Source organism: Niastella vici (assembly GCF_002077945.1).
Classification (GTDB): domain Bacteria; phylum Bacteroidota; class Bacteroidia; order Chitinophagales; family Chitinophagaceae; genus Niastella; species Niastella vici.
On sequence record NZ_LVYD01000044.1, the window covers coordinates 192,705 to 214,594 of the forward strand.

At 41.9% G+C, this 21,890-nt stretch carries 22 protein-coding genes; 6 read left to right on the forward strand and 16 right to left on the reverse strand.

Annotated features, from left to right (window positions below; all coding sequences use genetic code 11):
* Positions 1–14 precede the first annotated feature (14 nt).
* The 3 genes from A3860_RS14870 (at position 15) to A3860_RS14880 (ending at position 4,113) form a co-directional block, all read left to right on the forward strand.
* Positions 15–527, forward strand: coding sequence for a hypothetical protein (locus tag A3860_RS14870; protein ID WP_081147506.1), 513 nt, complete (start codon positions 15–17; stop codon positions 525–527).
* A 509-nt stretch (positions 528–1,036) separates the two neighbouring features.
* A complete protein-coding gene (locus A3860_RS14875; protein ID WP_081147507.1) occupies positions 1,037–3,289 on the forward strand; it encodes a hypothetical protein in 2,253 nt (750 codons plus the stop codon).
* A gap of 167 nt (positions 3,290–3,456) precedes the next feature.
* Positions 3,457–4,113, forward strand: a complete 657-nt coding sequence (locus A3860_RS14880; protein WP_081147508.1) for a dienelactone hydrolase family protein — start codon at positions 3,457–3,459, stop codon at positions 4,111–4,113.
* A 22-nt stretch (positions 4,114–4,135) separates the two neighbouring features.
* On the opposite strand, the gene A3860_RS14885 is transcribed toward A3860_RS14880, so the two are convergent.
* On the reverse strand, positions 4,136–4,783 hold the full coding sequence (locus A3860_RS14885) for a phosphoribosyltransferase (protein WP_081147509.1): 648 nt from the start codon (positions 4,781–4,783) through the stop codon (positions 4,136–4,138).
* A 328-nt stretch (positions 4,784–5,111) separates the two neighbouring features.
* Between A3860_RS14885 and glk the strand changes: the two genes are divergently transcribed.
* Positions 5,112–6,131: a glucokinase gene (gene glk / locus A3860_RS14890; RefSeq protein ID WP_081147510.1), complete on the forward strand. Its 1,020-nt coding sequence runs from the start codon at positions 5,112–5,114 to the stop codon at positions 6,129–6,131.
* A 115-nt stretch (positions 6,132–6,246) separates the two neighbouring features.
* Here glk and A3860_RS14895 read toward each other — a convergent pair whose 3' ends face one another.
* From A3860_RS14895 to A3860_RS14935, 9 genes are all read right to left on the reverse strand, one after another.
* The gene (locus A3860_RS14895) at positions 6,247–6,966 is read right to left on the reverse strand and encodes a ZIP family metal transporter (RefSeq protein ID WP_081147511.1); all 720 of its coding nucleotides are present in this window, start codon (positions 6,964–6,966) and stop codon (positions 6,247–6,249) included.
* Positions 6,967–7,061: 95 nt separating this feature from the next.
* Positions 7,062–8,207, reverse strand: coding sequence for an XdhC family protein (locus A3860_RS14900; protein WP_081147512.1), 1,146 nt, complete (start codon positions 8,205–8,207; stop codon positions 7,062–7,064).
* 45 nt (positions 8,208–8,252) lie between these two features.
* On the reverse strand, positions 8,253–9,251 hold the full coding sequence (locus tag A3860_RS14905) for an XdhC family protein (RefSeq protein WP_158085262.1): 999 nt from the start codon (positions 9,249–9,251) through the stop codon (positions 8,253–8,255).
* Positions 9,244–10,383, reverse strand: a complete 1,140-nt coding sequence (locus A3860_RS14910) for a vWA domain-containing protein (RefSeq protein WP_081147514.1) — start codon at positions 10,381–10,383, stop codon at positions 9,244–9,246. The genes A3860_RS14905 and A3860_RS14910 overlap by 8 nt, the downstream gene beginning before the upstream one ends.
* Before the next feature lie 42 nt (positions 10,384–10,425).
* Positions 10,426–11,295 (reverse strand): AAA family ATPase, encoded by an 870-nt coding sequence (locus A3860_RS14915; RefSeq protein ID WP_081147515.1) that lies wholly within the window; start codon positions 11,293–11,295, stop codon positions 10,426–10,428.
* A 4-nt stretch (positions 11,296–11,299) separates the two neighbouring features.
* Complete coding sequence (locus A3860_RS14920; protein ID WP_081147603.1) at positions 11,300–11,830, reverse strand: SRPBCC family protein; 531 nt, start codon at positions 11,828–11,830, stop codon at positions 11,300–11,302.
* A 13-nt stretch (positions 11,831–11,843) separates the two neighbouring features.
* Positions 11,844–14,216 (reverse strand): aerobic carbon-monoxide dehydrogenase large subunit, encoded by a 2,373-nt coding sequence (locus A3860_RS14925; RefSeq protein ID WP_081147516.1) that lies wholly within the window; start codon positions 14,214–14,216, stop codon positions 11,844–11,846.
* Positions 14,217–14,251: 35 nt separating this feature from the next.
* Positions 14,252–14,758, reverse strand: coding sequence for a (2Fe-2S)-binding protein (locus A3860_RS14930; RefSeq protein ID WP_081147517.1), 507 nt, complete (start codon positions 14,756–14,758; stop codon positions 14,252–14,254).
* Between the two features lie 50 nt (positions 14,759–14,808).
* Entirely contained in the window at positions 14,809–15,678 is an 870-nt protein-coding gene (locus A3860_RS14935) for an FAD binding domain-containing protein (protein ID WP_081147518.1), read from the reverse strand.
* A gap of 355 nt (positions 15,679–16,033) precedes the next feature.
* Here A3860_RS14935 and A3860_RS40555 point away from each other — a divergent pair, with 355 nt between their 5' ends.
* On the forward strand, positions 16,034–16,312 hold the full coding sequence (locus A3860_RS40555; RefSeq protein WP_143774108.1) for a hypothetical protein: 279 nt from the start codon (positions 16,034–16,036) through the stop codon (positions 16,310–16,312).
* A 131-nt stretch (positions 16,313–16,443) separates the two neighbouring features.
* Here the strand turns inward: A3860_RS40555 and pstB are convergent, their stop codons facing one another.
* The 5 genes from pstB to A3860_RS14965 all read right to left on the reverse strand — a co-directional run bounded on the left by pstB (position 16,444) and on the right by A3860_RS14965 (position 20,333).
* Positions 16,444–17,202 carry a phosphate ABC transporter ATP-binding protein PstB gene (gene pstB, locus A3860_RS14945; protein WP_081147520.1) on the reverse strand — a complete coding sequence of 253 codons (759 nt, stop codon included), beginning with the start codon at positions 17,200–17,202 and terminating at the stop codon, positions 16,444–16,446.
* The gene (gene pstA / locus A3860_RS14950) at positions 17,195–18,037 is read right to left on the reverse strand and encodes a phosphate ABC transporter permease PstA (RefSeq protein WP_081147521.1); all 843 of its coding nucleotides are present in this window, start codon (positions 18,035–18,037) and stop codon (positions 17,195–17,197) included. The genes pstB and pstA overlap by 8 nt, the downstream gene beginning before the upstream one ends.
* Positions 18,038–18,078: 41 nt before the next feature.
* Positions 18,079–18,966, reverse strand: coding sequence for a phosphate ABC transporter permease subunit PstC (pstC, locus tag A3860_RS14955; protein ID WP_081147522.1), 888 nt, complete (start codon positions 18,964–18,966; stop codon positions 18,079–18,081).
* A gap of 12 nt (positions 18,967–18,978) precedes the next feature.
* Positions 18,979–19,818: a substrate-binding domain-containing protein gene (locus A3860_RS14960; RefSeq protein WP_081147523.1), complete on the reverse strand. Its 840-nt coding sequence runs from the start codon at positions 19,816–19,818 to the stop codon at positions 18,979–18,981.
* Positions 19,819–20,033: 215 nt separating this feature from the next.
* Positions 20,034–20,333 (reverse strand): thioredoxin family protein, encoded by a 300-nt coding sequence (locus A3860_RS14965; protein WP_081147524.1) that lies wholly within the window; start codon positions 20,331–20,333, stop codon positions 20,034–20,036.
* Positions 20,334–20,623: 290 nt separating this feature from the next.
* On the opposite strand from A3860_RS14965, the gene A3860_RS14970 reads away from it, so the two are divergent.
* Complete coding sequence (locus tag A3860_RS14970) at positions 20,624–20,989, forward strand: response regulator (RefSeq protein WP_081147604.1); 366 nt, start codon at positions 20,624–20,626, stop codon at positions 20,987–20,989.
* A 117-nt stretch (positions 20,990–21,106) separates the two neighbouring features.
* On the opposite strand, the gene A3860_RS14975 is transcribed toward A3860_RS14970, so the two are convergent.
* The gene (locus A3860_RS14975; RefSeq protein ID WP_081147525.1) at positions 21,107–21,703 is read right to left on the reverse strand and encodes a hypothetical protein; all 597 of its coding nucleotides are present in this window, start codon (positions 21,701–21,703) and stop codon (positions 21,107–21,109) included.
* Between the last annotated feature and the right edge of the window lie 187 nt (positions 21,704–21,890).

Consider the following 21,890-nt stretch of genomic DNA (forward strand, 5'->3'; position numbering starts at 1 on the left):
AACCAAAGCCATCCATGCGAAATCGGTCCATTATTGCTGCAATGAACTTCTTCAGATTTTTTGCTCTTTTAATGGGCATTTGTATTGTCATGATACCCGTTAAAGCGCATTCCTCACTGGAATCTGCAGCTATAAAGGAACGATCGGATTGGGCTAACGTGACTGCATCTTCTCTGCACGCCAACAGGCCTGGATTTTTAAGGGTATTCTTCCGGATGTACTTGAAAAAATTATCCAGGCGGCACCTCTTACAAGACAACACGGTCAATGCCGACAAAAACGCCACAGCTTCTTTATGGTTGGGGATTGCTTCCATTGTTTTCCTGTTCATTCCAACCTATACGCTGTTACTGGTAATTCCACTGGGCATTTTAGCCATTGTTTTTGGAAAGCATGCACTATCAGGGGGAACGAAAAAGGAACTTTCTGCAAAAGTTGGGAAAGCACTGGGGTTAGGAGCTTTGATCACATTCGCTGTGTTAGTGATTGTCGCCCTTATTTTCCTGGCAAATTTTCATTTAAATTAATTATTCACTGCATTCTTTAAAAACGGCGTTTTTGATGGGTTGAAGGATAAGTTGACAGTTATCAAACCCTTTATTGAAGGATGTGATAAGATATGAGATTTTCACAACCATGCGTATTCGTGTAGTCCTATCTAATTGGCAATTCATTACAAAGGTAAATGAAGGAGCAGATAATGGAAGGAGCTGCTAAAACTATATCATTATAGCTGGTGAAATAAATTAAAAGGAGAAAGAAATTCTACACTTATTTTTTGCTTTTGGTTTTGTTCTGTTATTACCTTTGCCGAAATCATTTTTATTCATTCCTGTAATCCGAAAAATTTCCCTCTTTCATACCTGCATTGTAGTAAGGCTTTATCATTAATGTGTTGCGTTTTATTATAAGCCCTTGGTTTGTTTTCAGTGATCCTGGTTCAGCGATAAAACGCGGTTCTTCATTTTCCTGAAATGAAGCGTAAACCTCACCTGCGAAGTGGTGTACAGTTTTGTTCAGTTTTAAAACAATATTTATGAGTTATCTTCAAACCAATGGGCATACCAATGCACTGGCCGAACCGAATTCTCCCACGCAGTCATCCGTCGCTGCATCTATTGCCGAAACTATTGCTGCCCCCTCAACCCAAAAGTCCAGAACGCCATTAAAGGAAAAGAAAGAACTGACTGAAAAAAAAGAAAGGCTATTTACCCGCGAACCGGAAGAGGTTCTGTTAACAACTTTGGCTGAAGAAGAAACGAGGATGGCTGAAGCCGCAGAAGCGGCAGAGATAATGGTTGAAAAAGAGATTCCCTTCCGTATCGAAAAGAACAAAGTGTTTGGACGCTATACCGGTCAGTTTGGTCCATTCGAAATGATGTTGAGAATTGATATTGACGGATTTAATCCGTTGCTAAAAGTAAGCGGTGAATATTTTCTGATTTCCGGGCAAACCAAATCTTATTTTGGTTCTTTCCTGGCCGATGGTATTACCGCCTCCATTGCTAATGGAATGATCATGATCAATGGTACAGCAAAAACCTCCTGGTCAACCTCGTACACCCGGCTGAAAATTACCATTAAACAAACATCCGTTTTCCAGGCCCTTTCACCGGCTATGTTGCAATGGTACCATGCAAGCACCAATACACCGGGTGCCATGTATGTATGCAATAATACTGGCAGGGCTTTTCGCACAGCGCAACTGGAACAGGATTGTGTCGAAGGCGTAACACCTTTTATTTCGTTCAATACAGGGGTATTGCCATCGGGAGGTCCCGACAGGGTGCTTTCTATTAATACTGCTTACCAGGAAGCCGGCGTTGATATGATTACTGCCGGCATAACGAATACTATGCAGCTGAGTGTATCCGGTCTTGAAGCCAGGTGGAGCAATGCCGAGCTGCATTGTGCCATGATGAATCATTTTAGTACGTACGAAGAAAAGCCGGAATGGGCCATTTGGTTGCTGCATGCCGGTGAGCATAGCTATGGTCCTGGTTTACATGGAATCATGTTCAACCAGCCCGGTTTTCAACAACAGGCTTGTGCCATATTTTACAAAAGTTTAGCCGGAACTTCCCCCGAAAAACAGCGACAGCAGTTGTATACCTGCATTCACGAATTGGGGCACTGCTTTAACCTGGCGCATACCTGGCAAAAAAGTTATGCAACACCACCCAAGCCTAATATTCCTGATTCACTTTCCTGGATGAATTATCCACAGTTATATCCGGGTGGGCCATCGGCATTCTGGAATGAGTTCTCCTTCCAGTTCGATCCGGTAGAAGTAACTCATTTACGGCACGGTTTCAGGCCAAATCTTATCAGGAGCAGAAATCCATTTACAATGGCAGCGGCTTCATCTGATATTGGTGTACTGTTTGAAGACAATGTTGAAAACAAATCGAGCCTGGTGCTGAAACTGGAAGCCAGGCGGTCGTATTTGCTGGGCGAACCGGTTTTCCTGGAAACACAGTTGAGAACCACCAGTATGATAAATCAACAGGTAAACAGTCTCCTGCATGCAGATTTTGGTTTCATTACAATTGGTATTAAGAAACCAGGTGGTGAAATATTGGTGTATGAACCGGTTGCTGAAATGGACAGTGAACCCAGTTATTCCATTTTAAATGCTACCCAACCTGCTGTTTATCAAAGCTCCTATATTGGATTTGGCAGAAACGGATTTATTTTTGATCAGGTGGGTACCTACCAGTTGAGGGCTGTTTATTATCATCGCGATGGCTCACGCATTATTTCAGATACATTGGCTATACGCGTAAACAACCCGGTAACTGCTGACGATAATGAATTGGCCAATTTAATGTTGAATAATGATGTAGGGTATCTTTTAGCCTTTATGGGGTCTGATGCCCCTTATTTGCAAAAGGCCAATGATTCGCTTGATGTATTATTAACTGAAAAGTTCAAAGATCATCCGCTGGCGGTATATGTACAATACATAAAAGGGGTCAATGCCCAGCGAACATTCAAAACCATTACGGCAGATAAGAAAATATATATTCGCAAGCCCGATTTTGAATGGGGCCAGGCATTGCTGAAAACAGTAATTAATAAATCCAAAGCAGGTCGGGGTTTGGATAATATCGCTCTACAGCATTGCATGCACAAGCTGGCAAAATCTTACCAGCGGGCAGGAAATCATGAATTAGCTGAAGAATCTGTAAGGGATATTACGACGCATTTTAACAGTTTGCCGTTAAAACAGCATGTAAAAGATAATATAAACCGTCAGTCTGCTACTATTTTGTCAGCTGACAGGTGATTGGGCAAATCGTTTTTTTTTATTCTGGCAGGGGGTGTTCTTTTCGGGCATCCCTTGCATTTATTACACTATTTCTGTAATCAAAAACTTTGCTTTTAATGACATGTGGCGGAAAATGAGGATTGTTTCTGGAAATTATTAAAGAATGAACCGGTTATAAACTTTTTATGGATTTTATATATAACAACGACGTAACTATTCCTTTGGGCAACATCAAGCTGGATGGTAAACTGATTATCCCTGTGACTGCAAATGGAATAGTGATTTTTTCACATGGTAGTGGAAGTAGTCATTTAAGTCCACGCAATATCATGGTGGCCGAGTATCTGCATAAGCAACATTTTGGTACACTTTTGTTCGACCTGCTTACCCCTTTAGAAGATCAGTATTATCAAAATCGTTTTAATATTGAATTGCTGACCGACCGATTAATTGGCGCTACAGAATGGCTGGAAAAACAACCATTTGTAAAAGGACACAGGTTAGGATATTTTGGCGCAAGTACCGGAGCTGCTTCAGCCTTACATGCAGCCGCTTATCTCACGCGGTTAACCGCCATTGTAAGTCGTGGTGGCAGGCCCGATCTTGCTATGAATGTATTGGAAAAAATAGAATCGCCTACATTACTGATTGTAGGAAGCCTTGATTTTGAAGTGCTCGAATTAAATCGGAAGGCATATATGCAACTTACCTGTGAAAAAAAGCTTGCAGTAATACCTGGCGCTACTCATCTGTTTGAAGAAAAGGGAAAGATGGAACAGGTATGTGAAGAGGCCGGCTTGTGGTTTAATAAATATTTACAACCTGCAGTTATCGAGGGATAGTTGTCTATTCATGAGTTTAGTTTTAGGGTTTTACAATATTTTTTTCTTTCTCCCATCTTTCCATAAATGCCAGCGCCTGTTGATCGGTAAGATTACAAAATGATTCGTAAGCCTGCGATACTGCGTGAAAAAAAGCAGGTGTTTCAAGGATAACTACTTCGTCTGCCTCTTTCAACAATTCTTTTTCTATTCTTTCGGATGCAACCGGTGCTGCCACTACAATTTTTCCGGCTTCCTTTTTTTGGCACATTTTTATGGCAGCAATAATAGTAGCGCCGGTAGCAATGCCATCATCAACAATAATTACTGTTTTATTTTTTATTTCCGGCAGCGGTTGGCCTTTGCGGAAAATTTGTTTTCTTCGCTCGATTTCCTTTTGTTGTTGCTCCTCCACTGTATCGATCGCTTCCTGCGACAATTCTATTTCGGCAAAAGGATTATAGTAAACAGTTCCATCTTCAGCCATTGCTCCAAATGCATATTCCGGATCACGCGGATGTCCCAGTTTTCGCACAATTAAAAGGGAAAATTCGGCGTTGAGGAAGTGGGCAGCATAATAAGCGGTTTCAGCGCCTCCCCGTGGAATACCTAATACAATTACCTTTTCTCCCTTGTATTTTTCAAGTGCATTAGCTAACAGCAAAGCAGCTTCTTTTCGGTCGGCAAACATGATACAATGGTTTAATGTGTTTAAGTGTCAATAGATTGAATATTTATAACCTGATTTTAAAAATGTATACATAACCCCGCATACTAATCAAATTTAATATTCAGGATATAGAAGATAAATGATGGCCGTCAGAACAGGTAATGATAATAATTGCAGAATTTTTCATCTACATTAAATATCCGTAAGCCTGAATAACATGAACCTGATTTGGCCAATTGTCATAATTGATTTAATTGTTAAGAAAGTGATATTAAACAGGCAGGGCATTGATGATCATCATTGAATTACATCAGAGGTAATAATATTTTAGATATATTATTGTTGTTATATGCTTATTCCTGTAGCTTTTCCCCGGTTTACTCCCCGGCCTGCCCAATTTGCCATACTAGCTGGGGACGTTGGTGCAACAAAAACCAATCTGGCTGTTTATTATTGCAGCGGTGAAGATCTGTTCGCGTCTAAAAAGGCACATTACAAAACAAAAGATTATCCTGATCTAAAAAAAATGATTACCTATTTTTTAAATTCGGAGAAAATGCCTGACATAATTTCATTAGGCGTAGCCGGACCTGTTCGTGACGGGAATGTTAGCATTACCAATATTCCTTTGGATGTGAATGGTTCGGAAATATCGGATCATTTCAACCATGTTCCGGTTGTGTTGATTAATGATCTTGAAGCTACAGCCTATGGGCTGTCTGTCCTGAATCCAAAAGATATTTCGGTAATAAATGAAGGCAAAAAAGATACTGCAGGAAACATTGCGATTATAGCACCGGGCACCGGTCTAGGTGAGGCCGGCTTATATTGGGATAGGAACACATGGCATCCGTTTGCAACAGAAGGTGGCCATTGTGATTTTTCTCCACGTACTGAAATGGATACAGAAATCTACAATTATTTGCATAAAAAGTTTGGCCATGTAAGCTGGGAGCGGTTGATCAGCGGCCCCGGAATTTGTAACATATATGATTTCCTGGTTAAAGTAAAGGAAAGAGAAGTACCTCCCTGGCTAACGGAAAAAATGCTAATTCATGACCATGCAATAGTGATTTCTGAAAATGCAGACAGTTGTTCAATATGCAAAGAGGCTATCGATCTGTTTATAAGATACCTGGCTGAAGAATCGGCCAATCTTGTGCTAAAACTAAAAGCTACCGGCGGTTTATTCATTGGTGGTGGCATTTTACCTAAAATCCTGCACCTGGTGCAAAAGGATATATTTCTGAAATATTTTTGTGACAGTGGACGACTTAAAACTTTATTGCAGGATGTTGCTGTAAAAGTAATTTTAAACGAAGAAACTGCTTTGCTGGGAGCTGCCTGGTATGGAGCTTATTCGAAATAAAACAGAGTTGTAGGATTTATGCCTCAAACTTCAACATAGCCATTTTCATATTGCTGAACAACAACATTAGAGATACGCCTACTTTGCACCAGCTGTGCTGAATCATTGGGGTTGCTCATAATGCCCCTAATTTAAGAACAGCATATATTACTGCAGCTCCAAATATTGTCATACCGGTAGTCCACATTGAGGGATATTTATGCTGGCTTTCAGGCAATAGATCACTGGCGCCGATATAAAAAAAGAAGCCGCTGAAAATCGATAATACTACTGCAAACATGGCGTCTGAGAGTGTGAAAAAAAATGTTGAGGTGATTCCGAGCACAGGGGCAATGGAGTCAGCAAGCAGCCATTTAAATGCATGCCTGCGCCTGTTCAGGTTGTCATTTTTCAATACAACGCTTACTGTATTCAGTCCATCGGAAAAATCGTGCACAATAACTGCCATTGCAACAGCTATTCCAACCGAATTGGAAGTTTGAAATGCAATTCCGATAGCAATGCCATCAAAAAAACTGTGCACAGATAAACTACCTGCACCCAGGTTTCCGCGATTATTTGTTTGTATTCCTTTATAATGGAAATGCAGCAATGTCAATCTGTCCATGATCATATAGAAAAAAAAGCCAAGCGCTGCCAAAGCTGTAATGAAACCGGGTGTATAATACCTGTTTCCAAGCGATAATGATTCAGGTAATAGATCAAAAAAACTCACTCCTATAACAGCTCCTGCGCTGAATCCGGAAATGAGCCCGGGTTTATCTTTATGCCGAAAGGCAAACAGGCCGCCGGCCAGCGTTGAAAAGAAAGTTAAAATGGTGAATAATAAAATCATTGCCTATTTATTGCTAAAGCCGCTTTTCAATGACAGGCGGTCACAGTGATAAACACCTTTTGGAAAGACTATAACAAACCGGCTCAATATAATCGCTATTCTCCAATGAAAGAATCCGTTCTTGAATGAATTACATCCTGCTTGTTGCGTAATGATCCGCCGGGTTTTCCGGTAAGCACAGCTTTAATTTCTGCAATGATGCTGAGTGCGATCTCTTCTGCTGTTTCGGCACCAATTTCCAAACCTACCGGTCCATAAATCGTATTCAATTGCTCCCCGCTTAACTGTATTCCTTCATTATGCAAATCGTCCAGCATACGATCAAGCTTTTTCTTTGGTCCCAGGATACCAATGTACTTCACTTTCCGCTGTAACAATGCTTTCAGCATGGCAAGATCGTAATTATAATTGTGCGTCATCATTACAAAAACAGTTTGTTCATCAATAGGTATTTGGTCCAAAACCTTTTCCGGTTTGCTTACTAACACCTGGCAGGCACTGGCAAAACGTTCAGGCCTGGCATGCGTACTTCGGCCATCAACCACCCTTACTTCCCATCCTATGGTGTCGGCGATTTGCATCATGGGTATGGCATCATTTCCTGCTCCTACCACCACCAGTGAAACCGCAGGCTGCAAAAACTCAATGAACGCAGTAACCGAAAATTTCTTATCAACATAATTTTTAAAAGAAGAAGCCTGCTGTTGCATAGCCCCATGAACATCTTCCATAATGGCGTCGTGCAAGTGGGGATATGGAATTGTTCCTGAGATATTTCCATTTTCTTCCAGGAGCAGGCAGGTACCGGGTTGTTCGTTTTTTTTATCTTCCATTGAGAATAATGTTACCATTACCGCATTTTGCCGGAGCGCAATCACTTTGCGTAAAAGCTGGATGGGATTGTTGTGATTATTTGGATCGATAGGTTCAAACAACACCTGGATAATACCAGCGCATCCAAGTTGAATACCAATAGTAGCATCGTCTTCGTCGCTGGTATCGTAAGTTACCAGTTTCGATTGCTGTTGAGCCAAAACCAACATGGCCTTGTGCAAAGCATCTCCTTCCAGGCAGCCTCCACTGATAGCACCGGTCAGCTCTCCGTCATCAGTTACCAACATGCGTGCACCAGGACGACGATAAGAGGACCCATTCAAATGCACTACTGCTGCTAATGCTGTTTTTTTGCCGGTGTGAACGGCGGAATCATAAGCCTTTATTATTTCACGAAGTTCTTTCATATACAATTCTCCTTCTCTTTTGTGAAGGGTAGTTTTTAATTATTATTAAGTAGTATTTTTTTCTTTTTTCATATATTTTTCAGGGTCAGCTTCAAACTTCACCTTGCATCCATCGCAGCAGAAATACACTTTTCCTCCTTTGTAGTCAATGATATGCATAGGATTATTTATGTCTACCGGAATTCCACAAACCGGGTTGATATAATATTGGGGCGAGGTTCCTGTTTCAGCTTTCGATTCATCAAACCGCTCAAACGAACCCAGGTGAGGTGTACTATGCTGCACCTGTATCATTTCCGCCAGTATACTGATTGCCACTTCTTCAGGACTTTTGGCGCTAATATCAATACCAGCCGGAGATTTGATGGTCGCAATAGTATTCTTATCTATTCCTGCATCAGCAAGATAATTTGCAAGAAAAGCCATTTTTTTTCTGCTGGCGACAAACCCCACATAAGTGTTTGCTTTTTTTAATGCTTCTTCCAATGCCTTTTCGTCCTGTTCACCTTGTGTAGCCACTACGATGAAAGAACCCGGTGTTGTTTTCACGTTCGCCAGGCTGATTTGTGTAATTAATTCATCCACTTTTTCATAAGTTTGAAGATTTGCACCCTCTGCCACACCTGTTATGCGATAACCGGCAGCATGTGCCAGTTTCACCAGTGACTTTGCAATGGCAGATTTTCCCAACACTACCAGGTGTGGTTGCGGCATCACCGGTTCAATAAATATTTCTACCGTTCCTTCGCTCTGACAAGTCATTTCATATTCCTTAACGCCATCCTGTTTCAATGGCAGAATTGATCTTCCGATTTTTACGGTCCTCGGCTTGCCACTTTTCATAGCATCTTCAGCTTCTTTGATAACGATCCCTTGCACACAACCGCCACCCACCCAGCCAAGCATTTCACCAAATTTGTTTATCACAGCTTTATCGCCTGCTTTGCCGCTGCTGGGCGCTTCACGCCTTACAACAATGGCCATAGCAAACGGCTCATTCTTCTTTTTCAGCTCAAGTGCATATTCTAAAAAATTGTCAGGCATTTGCCAAAATATTTTCAAGATCCAATAAACTTTCCAGGTTATGTGCCGACCGAAAATCATCTATTGCAGGGAGTGCCGCTTTCATACCCCTCGCTTCGGGAGCATATCCCTTCATTCCTTTTAATGGGTTCATCCAGATTATTTTTCTCGCTCGTTTGTGCATTTTAATCATTTCCCGTTCAAGCAGGGCAGGGTCGCCGGTATCTAATCCATCACTTAAAATAAGTATGGAAGGCGATCCGTTCAACAGCAGTTTGCCATATTTGTTATTGAACGCTGCGAAACATTCACCTATTCGTGTGCCGCTGCTCCAATTATCAGCCTGTTCGCTAATAGTGGCCAAAACAACATCAAGCTGGTTCGGTTGCAACGCTTTGGTGATCCTTATCAGCGACGTACTAAACACAAATGCTTCCAGTTGCCGGAAATAGGTACGCAAGGCATAAATAAAGCGAAGCAGCAAATAACTGTATTTATCCATTGAGCCACTTACATCCAGCAAAACGATCAGCCGTTGTTTTTTGGGCTTCTGTGCTCTTCTGAATAATTCGATCGGTTCACCGCCATAACCAATACTTCGCCTGATCGTACGCCGCAAACTGATCTGTCCTTTATTTCGGTCTTCCTTCATACGCCTGCGTAACCGCAATGCCATTTGCATAAACAGTTTCATGGCTATCTCTTCAAGCAAAGCAGCATCCATCTCATTCAGTTTAGAAAGATCTGTCCGCTTCAATCGCTCGGTTTCATTGGCTCCTGAAACATTCCTGCCTTCATCTTCAGGAGCTGCTGTTTTTCCGAAACCGAGCATGACCAGCGATGCACTGGCCTTTTTATTAAATGATCCCTGCACTGAAGTTTTATTCTTTTTTTCCTGCATATCTACAGGATTCGTATCCCAATAGCGAAGAAACAATTTCTCAAACAACTCTCTTTCTTCCGGCGTAGTACAGAAAATCGTTTTCAATGCATATCTAAAACTATTCTTGTCGCTGATCAACCCTTCTTTTAAACAACGTAGTGCATCCTGCGTTTCCTGTATGCCCACATTGAGGCCATGACTTCTGACATACTGTCCAAATGCCACTACGCTTTCAGCAATACTGTTAGTTTGAAATGCCTGTTGTTTCATTTGAAATGCAATTACGCTTTTATTATGATGACCTTCTGAATACTAAAGAGGAGCAACAAAATCCTTTTTTACCTGGTTAATATCATCCACCGATTTCAATACAGTTCCCAGCGTTTGTACAAATGCTTTCGCATTCATATCCCTGTACCCAAGCGCCATCAGGCTTTCTGCCCAGTCGATGGTTTCACTTACCCCGGGCGTTTTTTCCAGTTTTCGTTGCCTGAAGTCCTGTACATGTCGAACTATCTGCTGTAATAAAAGTTGCTCAATACCCGGCAATCTTTTTTTTACGATCAGCATTTCCTTTTCAAGATCCGGATAATCTATCCAGTGATACAGGCACCGGCGTTTCAAAGCGTCGCTCAATTCTCGGGTCCGGTTTGATGTAAGAATTACGTATGGTTTGTATTTCGCTTTAATGGTACCTAACTCTGGTATGGTGATCTGGAATACAGATAACAGTTCCAGCAAAAAAGCTTCAAATTCTTCGTCACTTCTGTCGATTTCGTCTATTAATAGAACAGGTGCTTTACTTTCTTCCATGATGCTTTGCAGTAATGGCCGCATCAGTAAATACTCATGGCTGAAAATGTGATGCTCTTTTTCTTCCACAGAAAGATTGGTGCCTTCCTGCAGCTTAATGCCAAGCAATTGTTTTTGATAATTCCATTCGTAAACAGCAGCATTGATATCTAATCCTTCGTAGCACTGTAGCCGGATGAGCCTGGTTTCAAGCAATTGCGACAGCACCAGGGCAATCTCGGTTTTTCCCACACCAGGTGGACCTTCCAGCAGCAGTGGCTTTTGAAGCTTCAGTAACAGAAACAGGGCTGTGGCAAATTCTTCATCAGCCACATACTGGTGTTTTTCCAACGCTTCCACTATTTCTGATGGACTATTAAGTGTTTGCACTGGTTTACGATTTTTTACCTCCAATTATTCCTTTGATCATGCTTCCTGCTATAGAGCCTGCATGCAACGAGCTATCTACCTCTTTCCCGGCAAGTTGTGCTTTGAAGTTGTTTACAAACTGGTCAAACACCTGGTTGCTTACATCATTGATCAACCTGCTTCCAAGTTGTGCCAGCATACCTGTGATGCTCATCTCCATGGAAACATTAACATCAGTGCCGCCATCCTTTTCTGCCAGTTTTCCATTCATTACCATTTCGGCGCCTCCTTTTCCTTTGGTATCTGTGCCGGTTCCCTTTAGCGTCATTTTATGCGTAGCTGCATCTCTTTCCGTGAACGTGACCAGGCCGCCATAGCTGGCTTTTACAGGTCCGAATTTCAGTTGCACTGCTCCTTTGAAATTGTTGTCGTCTACTTTTTCAGTAAGTGAAGCGCCGGGCACACATGCCACTACCTTTTCGGGATTGGTAAGATTGGCCCACACATCTTCAATACTATGCTCTACGTGGAATGATTTTGTGATTGTTGTATTCATAATTACAAACATTTTATTTATCGTATGCACCATGCTCCTTCAGGGCCTTCCACACTTTGTAAGGTGTGATAGGAATATCGATGTGCGTGATGCCAAAAGGCGACAAAGCATCGATGATGGCATTGGCAATGGCCGGCGGCCCTCCTACAGTAGGCGATTCACCCACACCTTTTGCACCAATAGGGTGATGGGGGGAAGGTGTACAGGTGTGACCCGTTTCCCACTTCGGCGATTCAACTGCTGTTGGCACCAGGTAATCCATCAGCGTACCATTAAGAATATTGCCTTCCCCGTCATAAATCAGCTCTTCATACATAGCAGGAGCAACGGCTTGTGTAAGCCCGCCGTGCACCTGTCCCTGTACAATCATGGGGTTGATAATATTACCGCAATCATCAATAGCAACAAACCGCCGGATATGAATGGCGCCGGTTTCCTTATCAATATCCACCACACAGATGTAAGCGCCGGAAGGGAAAGTAAGATTTGGCGGATCGTAATAATGGGTTGCTTCGAAGCCGGCTTCCATACCTTGCGGGTGATTGGTATAAGCTGCGAAAACAATTTCCTGGATGGTCTTTGATTTTTCAGGAGCGCCTTTTACAAAGAACTTTCCTGTTTCCCATTCAAGATCATTTTCACTTACTTCGAGCAGGTAGGCAGCAATTTTGCGTGCCTTATCGCGAAGCTTGCGGGAAGCCACGGCAGCGGCCGCCCCGGCAGTGGGTGTACTGCGGCTGGCATAGGTACCGAGACCGTAAGGCGCTGTATCGGTATCGCCTTCTTCTACCTGGATGTTTTCTGCAGGGATACCTAATTCTTCTGCGATGATCTGGGCATAAGTAGTTTCATGGCCCTGGCCCTGTGATTTTGTACCAAACCGTGCAATAGCCTTTCCGGTCGGGTGTACCCTTATCTCGGCACTATCGAACATTTTTATACCAAGGATATCAAAGTCTTTGGAAGGGCCGGCGCCCACTATTTCTGTGAATGTAGAAATGCCTATACCCATCAATTCACCACGGGCCTGTTTCTCCGCCTGTTCTTTGCGCAAGGCAGCATATCCCACTACATCCATGGCTTTTTGCAAACCTGCCTGATAATTGCCGCTGTCATAAATCCAGCCGGTGGGGGAATGCCATGGAAAATCTTCCTTTTTTATAAAATTCTGCATACGAAGTTCGGCCGGGTCTTTACCTATTTTCTTGGCAAACATATCAGTGAGGCGTTCAATTGCCTGAACTGCTTCTGTAACGCGGAATGAACATCGGTAAGCCACGCCGCCTGGAGGTTTATTGGTATATACTGCATCGGCTTCCACGAAAGCAGCGTTATAATCATATGAACCTGTACAAATAGAGAACAAACCAAGCGGGAATTTTGATGGGTTGGCAGCCGCATCTGTATAACCATGGTCGGCGAGCACTTTAAAGCGGGTGGCTAGTATCTTACCTTCCTTTGTACCGGCCAATTCAGCGGTGATGTGGTAATCCCGGGCAAATGAGTCGGCCTGCAGATTTTCACTGCGGTCTTCAATCCATTTCACGGGCTTACCCACCAGGAACGAAACTGCAATTGCAATAACATAGCCGGGGTATACAGGTACTTTACCACCAAAGCCCCCGCCGATATCCGGGCTCACCACACGGATCCTTTCTTCACTTAAGCCCACATGGCCTGCCACCAATGCAATCACCGTTCTTATAGCATGAGGCGCCTGTGTAGTCATATACATGGTAAGGTGATGATTTACCTTATCATAATCGGCAACGCAGCCACAGGTTTCAATAGATACAACGTGAATGCGTGGAATATGCATCTGTTGTTTTATCACCACATCGGCATTGGCAAAAACCTGCGCTGTTTTTTCTTTATCACCTGCCTGCCAGTGCCAGATGTGATTGTCTTTTTTGCCCGGTTTGTCAGTACGCAGCACCGGTGCAGCAGGATCCAGTGATTTGAACGGGTCCATAACGGGTTTCATGGGCTCGTACTCTACCTTTACTGCTTCACGACCATCACGGGCAGCATACTTGCTGGTAGCAATTACTGCACAAACTTCCTGCGCCTGGTACATCACCGTATCGGTGGGCAATACCATTTGTGTATCGCTCATCAGCGTGGGCATCCAGTGAAGTTTGTATTTTTCGAGGTCTTTACCTGTAACAACGGTAATAACGCCTGGCACTTTCATAGCCTCTTCTATGTTGATGCTTTTGATCTTTGCATAAGCATACGGACTTCTTACAATATCCATATACAACATGCCTGGTAGCTTGATGTCATCAACGTAATGTCCTTTACCCTGGATGAACCTTGCATCCTCTTTTCTTTTCAGGGAATGCCCCATGCCACCGATTTCCTTTGATGTTTTGCATTGAGTCATATATACAGGAATTAATTCGTTAATTATTAAAGTTGTTATACAAATTCCGGTTCGGTAGATGGAAGCGCCTCTCCCCGCATTTTGGCGCTGGCATACAGAATGGCTTTTACAATATTATTGTAACCCGTGCAACGGCAAAGGTTGCCGCTAATACCCCAGCGAATTTCTTCCTCTGTAGGATTGTTGTTGCGTGCCAGCAATTCAGTGGCGCGCAGGATCATTCCCGGGGTGCAGAAGCCGCAATGCAATCCATGGTTTTCTTTAAAGCCTTCCTGCAGGGGGGTGAGCGGGCCACCTTCGGGCGCCAGTCCTTCAATAGTGGTGATCGATTTGCCATTGGCCTGAACGGCCAGAATAGTGCAGGACTTTACGCTTTTCCCATTCAACAAAATAGTGCAGGCGCCACAACTGGTGGTATCGCAACCTATGTGTGTACCTGTAAGGTTCAGTAACTCCCTTATCATATGCACCAGCAACAGGCGGGGTTCCACCTCCAGGTGATGCGGTGTTTCATTTACAGTGACTGTTATTTTCTTTAGCATTTTTCAAAATATTTTTTTTAGATGAAATCAGTTTCACTTCAGGATATGATTTATTTCCTGGCTCTTTCAGCTGCTTTACGGATCATACGCTTTACCAGCACAGCAACTAAATGGCGTTTGTATTCTTCACTGCCGCGTAGGTCAGAAGAGGGGCTACAATCTTCAGAAGCATACCTGGCCGCTTCTTCAATGGTTTCATCTGTAAGCCGCTTGCCTGTTAACGCCTGCTCGCTTCGTGATGCGCGCAGGGGTATTGGATTTACATTGGTAAGGCCAATACCTGCGGAATTACAAACATCATTTCCATCAAGCGTTAGCTGAACGGCAACGCCGGCAGTAGCATAGTCGCCCACCTTTCTTTCGAGTTTGTGATAGGCGCTTCCGGTTCCTGCAGAAGGCACAGGAATTTGAATTTCTGTAAGAATTTCTCCGTGTTGTAAAGCTGTCATGTAAAAGCCTTGAAAAAATTCATCAATAGGAATGCTGCGTTTGCCACCAGATCCTGTTGCAATAATGGTCGCATGCAGAGCCAGCATTACCGCGGGATGGTCGTTGGCCGCATCACCATGAGCGAGGTTTCCGCCAATGGTGGCAACATTGCGAACCTGGGGGTCGGCAATCAGTTTGGTAACATCGGCAAACAGGGGAAAATGTTTTTTCAGCAGGTCTGAGTGTTCAATGTCGGCTTCGGTAGTAAGCGCGCCAATTTTTATTACATCACCCTCTTTTTTAATGTCTGAAAGACCGGGTATGCCATTAATATCAATGAGCCATTCAGGAGTTGCAAGCCGCAGTTTCATCATTGGTATCAGGCTATGGCCACCTGAAAGAATCTTGGCTTCCTCGCCATACTTGTTTAGCATCGAAATGGCCTCGGCTAATGTCCCCGGCGATTCGTACTGAAACGACTGAGCAATCATAAAATATAGTTTGTTTATTTACAATGAAGACCTGAAAACAATGAATAAAGCATTGAGAAGGTACAGAATAGCATACTGCAAAACAATGATCTTAATCGGTCCCTTTCCTGTTTGCGATCATTTAAATTCAACCGGTTTATTGCCGCTGTTCTGACTAAAAAAAGCCCTGATTTTAGCAATAAAAAAAAGTAAGCTTCCATTCAACCAAACGCCTGTAAAAATAAAAAGTACACCGCTGTAATACAAAGCAAGTCCGCCTCCGCTGGTTACACTGAATAAGATGCATAACGATCCTGCCAAAGCCAGCAGTATTGCATATTTTGTTCTGATATCACGGTAATTAAAAATTAATCCAATGAGGGTGATTCCACAAAATAAAAGGGTAAGTAAAAAAGTGGTTGAAGATGTGTATGTATGTGCGGTTGTGAAAGTTCCTGCTTCGCCACATAGAATGAACGTACTGGAAAAGGCCATCACACAAAAAGGGCATTTAGGCAACAGTACCAGTAAAAGACCCGCTATAAAACCGAGTTTCTTTTTTGTGCGGGTGAAAGTGAATTCATTAGACGCCGTACATTGTTTTTTTTCACATCGCATTACCGTATCGAAAAGACCTGTTTCTAAAGTTACATAAAAAAAAGGGCAAAAATAATTATTTCATAACCGGACAAGTATCTCTCTGTCTTTGTTCAGGTGAACTTCTAAATTCAGCCAGGGTGTTTTGTTTTTAAAAACGACTATTGCACGCTGGGAAATAACTAAATACTAACCAAAATGCCCTGTTACATAATTTTTGGTAAGATCGTGTTGCGGATTATTAAAAATCTCTTTAGTTGTACCGAATTCAATGAGCTGCCCAAGGTACATAAAAGCGGTGTAATCAGAAAGCCGTTGCGCCTGTTGCATATTGTGGGTTACAATGACTACCGTATAAGATTTCCTGAGCTCCCTTATAAGGTCTTCAATTTTAAGAGAACTGAAAGGATCTAATGCTGAACATGGCTCATCCATCAGTATTACTTCAGGCCGTAATGCCACAGCCCTTGCAATACACAACCGCTGTTGCTGCCCGCCCGACAACTGAATGGCCGGTTTTTTTAGTTCATCTTTTACTTCATCCCACAAAAAACTCTCCCGTAATGATTGCTCTACAAGCTGAGGTATTCGATACGGATCAGTATTGTTAACCTTTAAGCCGTAAGCAATATTATCATATATGTTTTTTGGAAAAGGATTCGGTTTTTGAAAAACCATACCTATCCGCTTTCTTATTTCAACGGCTGAGATTTTGGGGTCATATATATTGGTATCATCTATCATTACTTTACCGGTAATTTTTACATAATCTAATAAATCGTGCAAACGGTTAAAGGTGCGTAGCAGGGTGGTTTTGCCACAACCTGAAGGCCCGATAAGGGCAGTTATTTTATTTTGCGGAATACCAATGGCAACATCCTTCAGTATATGCTTTTCGCTGAAATAAAGGTTAAGCCCCTCTGTAGATAATTTTTTGTTATTAGTCATATCTTCTACGCTTATACCGCATATAAAATGCCACAAGGTTTAAAATAAATACAACCGAAATAAGCACTACCGCAGTTCCATAGGCTAATGGCCTTACCTGTTCTACAGACTGATGTTGTGTTGATAAAATATATAGATGATAGGGTAGCGCCATAAATTCCTGCGTCACTGAGCCGGGCAAACCACTGGTATAAAAAGTAACTCCGGTAAAAAGAATAGGGGCGGTTTCTCCTGCTGCTCTCGACAAGGTAAGTACTATTCCCGTTAAAATATCCGGTAGCGCTACCGGAAGTACAACATCTTTGATCATTTCAAATTGTGTGGCGCCTACCGCTAAAGCAGCTTCCCGGGTTGTGGTGGGAACACGTTTTAAAGATTCTTCAGTAGTGGTAATGATGTAGGGTAGTGAAAGAAGCCCTAATGTTAAGCCTGCCGAAAACAAAGATGTTCCCAGGCGCATGGCCTGTACAAATAATGCCAGGCCAAATAACCCGTATATAATGGATGGAATCCCGGAAAGATTTCTGATGGCAGCACGTATCAGTCTTGTTGTGCGGGAATTCCCGGCATATTCACCCAGGTAAATGGCACAGGCGATACCAAAAGGAACGGCAAAAGCCGTTGTTAACAAGGTTACTAAAACAGTGCCTATGATCGCCGGAAATATACCTCCTTTTGTCATTCCTTCTGAAGGATATTTGAAAATAAAATCAATTGTAATAGCGGGCAATCCTTTTGAAAAAAGCTCAATTAGTATCACAATAAGAAACAGGCAAACTATAATTGTACTGCCAGCCAGCATGCTCCAATTCAAATAATTAATGAACTTTTTCATCTATGCATAAAATTTACATTTCGCGGGTGAACTATTCATGGCTATTGAAACTTTCTCACCTTGTTTATTGCCGATTCGCCCAAAAGATTAACTGCCAGGGTTATAATGAACAATACCGCAGCAATGGCAAACAAAGCAAAATAATGTGTGGTTTGATAAGGAACTTCACCCATTTCAATAGCAATGGTAGCGGTTATCGTTTTAACGGAATTAAGAAAACCTTTTGGAAAAGCTGCCACATTTCCGGTTGCCATTAATACCGTCATTGTTTCTCCAAGCGCCCTTCCCATGCCCAGCATGATGGCGGCAATTAAACCGGGCAAAGCGGCGGGTAGCGTAATTTTAAACAGGGTAGCCCATCGATTGGCCCCCAAAGCATAGGATCCCTCCCTATATGACAGGGGAACGGCGTGAATGGCGTCTTCGGCCACGGTGATAATTGTAGGCAATGACATAATAGCCAGCAATACAGAACCGTTCAGGGCATTCAAACCGCTTTGGATACCAAATAATTTTGCAATGCCGGGTCCCACAATTACAATTCCCAAAAAACCTATAGCTACGGAAGGAATGGCCGCCAGCATTTCAATAATTGGTTTTAAAATAGTTTGTAATCGCTTACTGGCAAACTCCGACAAAAACGCGGCCGTACAAATCCCTAATGGAATCGCCAGTATCATAGCACCTGCCGTAACCAGGCAAGTGCTCACCAGCAACGGTAAAATGCCAAACTCGGCATGGCTGGTATTCCCTGGGTTCCATTGTGTATCGGTTAAAAAATCTGCCGGCTTAAAATGAAGAAAGAATGCTATACTATTGTACATAAGCATCAGGAATATGCCGCCAAGAATACCTATAATAAGTAAACCGGCTATTTTAAAAATCTTCCTGAATATGTTGTCTGTTTTTTGTCTTTGATGAAAATCCATAGTAAAAGATGGTTAATGTGAACTGACGGGAAAATAACCAGCCGAACGGATGATCGCCCGCCCTGTGTCGCTTTTTTCAAATGCAAGAAAGGCTGCCGCCTTTTCTCTCGCTTCTTTTTTAATAAACTGATATAAGGGTCTTTTAAAATAGTAGGAATTTTTAATGACAGCTTCTGGGGCCGATGGTAATTGAGCAAGGGCATTCTTTGAAGTAACGATCTTTAATACTTTTATTTTTTGATTGCTTTTTCCGGCCTCCATAACATACCCTGCACCTACATATCCGATACCTGATCGGTCTGCTTTTACAGCTTCAATGATCTGGGCGTTGCCATTCATTTCTTTTGCATAGGGACTAAAATCAATGGCTAATTTTTGCTTTACAAAATCATGGGTACCCGAATTACTTTGCCTTCCATAAATGTTTATGGGTAAATTTTTGCCTGTTAGTGTAACCCAGTTATTGTATTCACCACTTAAGATTTTGCCCAGGTCTTGTATAGAAATTGAATCGAGTGACAGGTATTTCGATACTATAAAAGAAATTACATCTTCCGCAAATACAAAAGTATCTACTTCAATGCCGCTTTTTTGAAACAATGTATTTTCGTACGCATTCATAGTACGGGAAGAGTTGGCTATATCTGCCTGGCCATTCAACAAAGAAGCAATGCCTAAACCTGAGCCCCCGCCCGAAATAGAAACATGGAAGTCGGGGTTTGTTTTATGAAACTCTTCTGCCAACCGTACCACAAGATTTACTTCTGTGTCAGATCCCTTTATTTTTATATAATGAATATTGGGTTTGCAGGAGAGAAACATTGTTAAAAGAAAAATCAGCATGAGTTTCATATACTGCTTTTTAAACCTGGCCCCAGAGAAGAGCATGCGTTTGATTGTGTATAATGGCTCTTTCGGGCTCTTTTTACCTGTTTGCTGAAAAGCGGCCTTTACTCCGCAGTTCCTTAATTCAATGATGGCTGCTTCGGTTCACACGCCAAAAGGATTGGCAAAATAGGCAACGGGTTTCCTGTCGATATTCTTCCATTCATTGAAATATTTGTGCATTATTCTATTTCAAGCAACAAATGATCCAGTATTTCATGAGCTGCTGTTATGCCGTTCTTGTGCCATATCATATAACCTTCTTTAAATATGGCAACACTTGGCACTGTATAGATTTGGTATTGTTCAGCTATTTCATGATTTTTATCAACATCAATTCTTACTGTTATCGCCCTTTCTCCAGCTATTTCCTTTACCTCCTGTAGTATAGGTTCCATAAGTTTGCATGACTCGCTCCAATCGGCATAAAATTCAACTACAACCGGTATTGTTCCTTGTATATAAGATTCAAAATTATTCATAAAGCAATTTTTAATATGAACTTTTCTCAAAGAACGGCCATTTGGCCATTAAATGAAATGAGGGCCATCACAGGTTGTATTGATGTGCATCACATTCAATATAACCTGGCATAATAATTTTCATAAGGTGGACGCTAATTATAGTTATTTTTGATTGGTTCTGAGCCTTTTGCCCATTACATGAGATTTGATGCGGATCAATCCTGGTTTTTAAAACCTTATAGGTAACTTTGTGGTTCTCCGTTTCTGTTTATGAAAACGTTTCAATGGTAATCACTAAAGCAGTAATAATGAAACGGATATTATTGGTTGAGGATAATACCGAAATTCGCGAAAACACTTCTGAATTGCTTGAGCTGGAGCATTATAGGGTATTCCCGGCCTGTAATGGACAGGAAGGACTGGAAATAGCGCTTAAAGAAAAACCTGATCTTATCATCTGCGATATTATGATGCCTGAAATAGACGGATACCATTTTCTGGAAATACTTCGACGGGAATCATTTTTTGAAAATACTCCTTTTCTTTTTTTTACTGCATCTGCTGAAAAATCAGAAATCCAAAAAGGACTTGACGCCGGCGCCAATGACTACATTATAAAGCCATTTGATGCTGATGAACTGCTACAGCTAATGGAAAAATATCTGGGGGAATAGTGCAATTTCTATTGCAACGGCCATTTTCGTAACCGAATAAAAAAGTTCTTTTTCAAAAGCAAACCCAGACTGAAAAGTTTGGGTTTTGCTTTTAAGGCACTTCCGCCAGTCATGTTATTATTTCCAAATGTTAAAATGGACAGTGAATTTTTTCTCTTGCAGTAATTTTTTCCAATCAATGAACAAAAAAAGACCTATCAGCAATAATCCAATAATCGTTCCCACTAAAAGATTCCAGGACAAAAGACCATGAACAATGCTATCAATATTATACGCAACATAATTACCAGTAAAGACCATAACGGCATCGCTAATAAATTTGCCCAAAAAAAATGCGGGAATAAGATATAAAGTTTTTATTCTGGAGCACCCGGCCGCAGTGAATAACGGGGTAGAGGGAAGGGGTATGAGTGTATAAAGTATAACAAAAAGCTGAACCTTCCAGCTATTAGTAGAAAGTTTTCCGCCAATAAATTGCAGATCGTCGTTTTTTTGAGATTTAATGAATCGTTTGGATAGTAAATATATATAAGTACTATACAAGTATCTTCCTGCAGCAGATCCCACAACGCCGAAAATGAGTACAATCCAGATGTTTAATCCAAATTTTATCTGAAAGAAAACCATTACTATCCATGCAGGTGGGCCAATGAAAGGAACAATGTCAACAGCAAGTGACGATACAAAAACTAATATATAAATCAGGATGTTCATCGTTTAGTACCGGATATTTTCTATATGTTCATATGTTATAAAGCTAGAAGTATTGTCCCCACTTTGGCCAAACAATTGTCATAGAATGTGGTGAGTTTAGTCAGGCAGGTATAATTAATGAAAGCGGCCAAATAAGAACTATAATTGATATCCGGGAAGCAGCGGACCCGGGCAGCGCTGGTTTCCT

What these genes read in the sequence shown, in the direction of transcription:
- A3860_RS14920 (WP_081147603.1), bottom strand. Translation starts at nt 11,830, where the DNA reads ATGAATACAACAATCACAAAATCATTCCACGTAGAGCATAGTATTGAA.
- A3860_RS14900 (WP_081147512.1), bottom strand. Translation starts at nt 8,207, where the DNA reads ATGAAAGAACTTCGTGAAATAATAAAGGCTTATGATTCCGCCGTTCAC.
- glk (WP_081147510.1), top strand. Translation starts at nt 5,112, where the DNA reads ATGCTTATTCCTGTAGCTTTTCCCCGGTTTACTCCCCGGCCTGCCCAA.
- pstC (WP_081147522.1), bottom strand. Translation starts at nt 18,966, where the DNA reads ATGGATTTTCATCAAAGACAAAAAACAGACAACATATTCAGGAAGATT.
- A3860_RS14870 (WP_081147506.1), top strand. Translation starts at nt 15, where the DNA reads ATGCGAAATCGGTCCATTATTGCTGCAATGAACTTCTTCAGATTTTTT.
- A3860_RS14895 (WP_081147511.1), bottom strand. Translation starts at nt 6,966, where the DNA reads ATGATTTTATTATTCACCATTTTAACTTTCTTTTCAACGCTGGCCGGC.
- pstB (WP_081147520.1), bottom strand. Translation starts at nt 17,202, where the DNA reads ATGACTAATAACAAAAAATTATCTACAGAGGGGCTTAACCTTTATTTC.
- A3860_RS14975 (WP_081147525.1), bottom strand. Translation starts at nt 21,703, where the DNA reads ATGAACATCCTGATTTATATATTAGTTTTTGTATCGTCACTTGCTGTT.
- A3860_RS40555 (WP_143774108.1), top strand. Translation starts at nt 16,034, where the DNA reads ATGAGGGTGATTCCACAAAATAAAAGGGTAAGTAAAAAAGTGGTTGAA.
- A3860_RS14965 (WP_081147524.1), bottom strand. Translation starts at nt 20,333, where the DNA reads ATGAATAATTTTGAATCTTATATACAAGGAACAATACCGGTTGTAGTT.
- A3860_RS14970 (WP_081147604.1), top strand. Translation starts at nt 20,624, where the DNA reads ATGAAACGGATATTATTGGTTGAGGATAATACCGAAATTCGCGAAAAC.
- A3860_RS14925 (WP_081147516.1), bottom strand. Translation starts at nt 14,216, where the DNA reads ATGACTCAATGCAAAACATCAAAGGAAATCGGTGGCATGGGGCATTCC.
- A3860_RS14910 (WP_081147514.1), bottom strand. Translation starts at nt 10,383, where the DNA reads ATGAAACAACAGGCATTTCAAACTAACAGTATTGCTGAAAGCGTAGTG.
- pstA (WP_081147521.1), bottom strand. Translation starts at nt 18,037, where the DNA reads ATGAAAAAGTTCATTAATTATTTGAATTGGAGCATGCTGGCTGGCAGT.
- A3860_RS14960 (WP_081147523.1), bottom strand. Translation starts at nt 19,818, where the DNA reads ATGAAACTCATGCTGATTTTTCTTTTAACAATGTTTCTCTCCTGCAAA.
- A3860_RS14935 (WP_081147518.1), bottom strand. Translation starts at nt 15,678, where the DNA reads ATGATTGCTCAGTCGTTTCAGTACGAATCGCCGGGGACATTAGCCGAG.
- A3860_RS14885 (WP_081147509.1), bottom strand. Translation starts at nt 4,783, where the DNA reads ATGTTTGCCGACCGAAAAGAAGCTGCTTTGCTGTTAGCTAATGCACTT.
- A3860_RS14875 (WP_081147507.1), top strand. Translation starts at nt 1,037, where the DNA reads ATGAGTTATCTTCAAACCAATGGGCATACCAATGCACTGGCCGAACCG.
- A3860_RS14880 (WP_081147508.1), top strand. Translation starts at nt 3,457, where the DNA reads ATGGATTTTATATATAACAACGACGTAACTATTCCTTTGGGCAACATC.
- A3860_RS14905 (WP_158085262.1), bottom strand. Translation starts at nt 9,251, where the DNA reads ATGCCTGACAATTTTTTAGAATATGCACTTGAGCTGAAAAAGAAGAAT.
- A3860_RS14930 (WP_081147517.1), bottom strand. Translation starts at nt 14,758, where the DNA reads ATGCTAAAGAAAATAACAGTCACTGTAAATGAAACACCGCATCACCTG.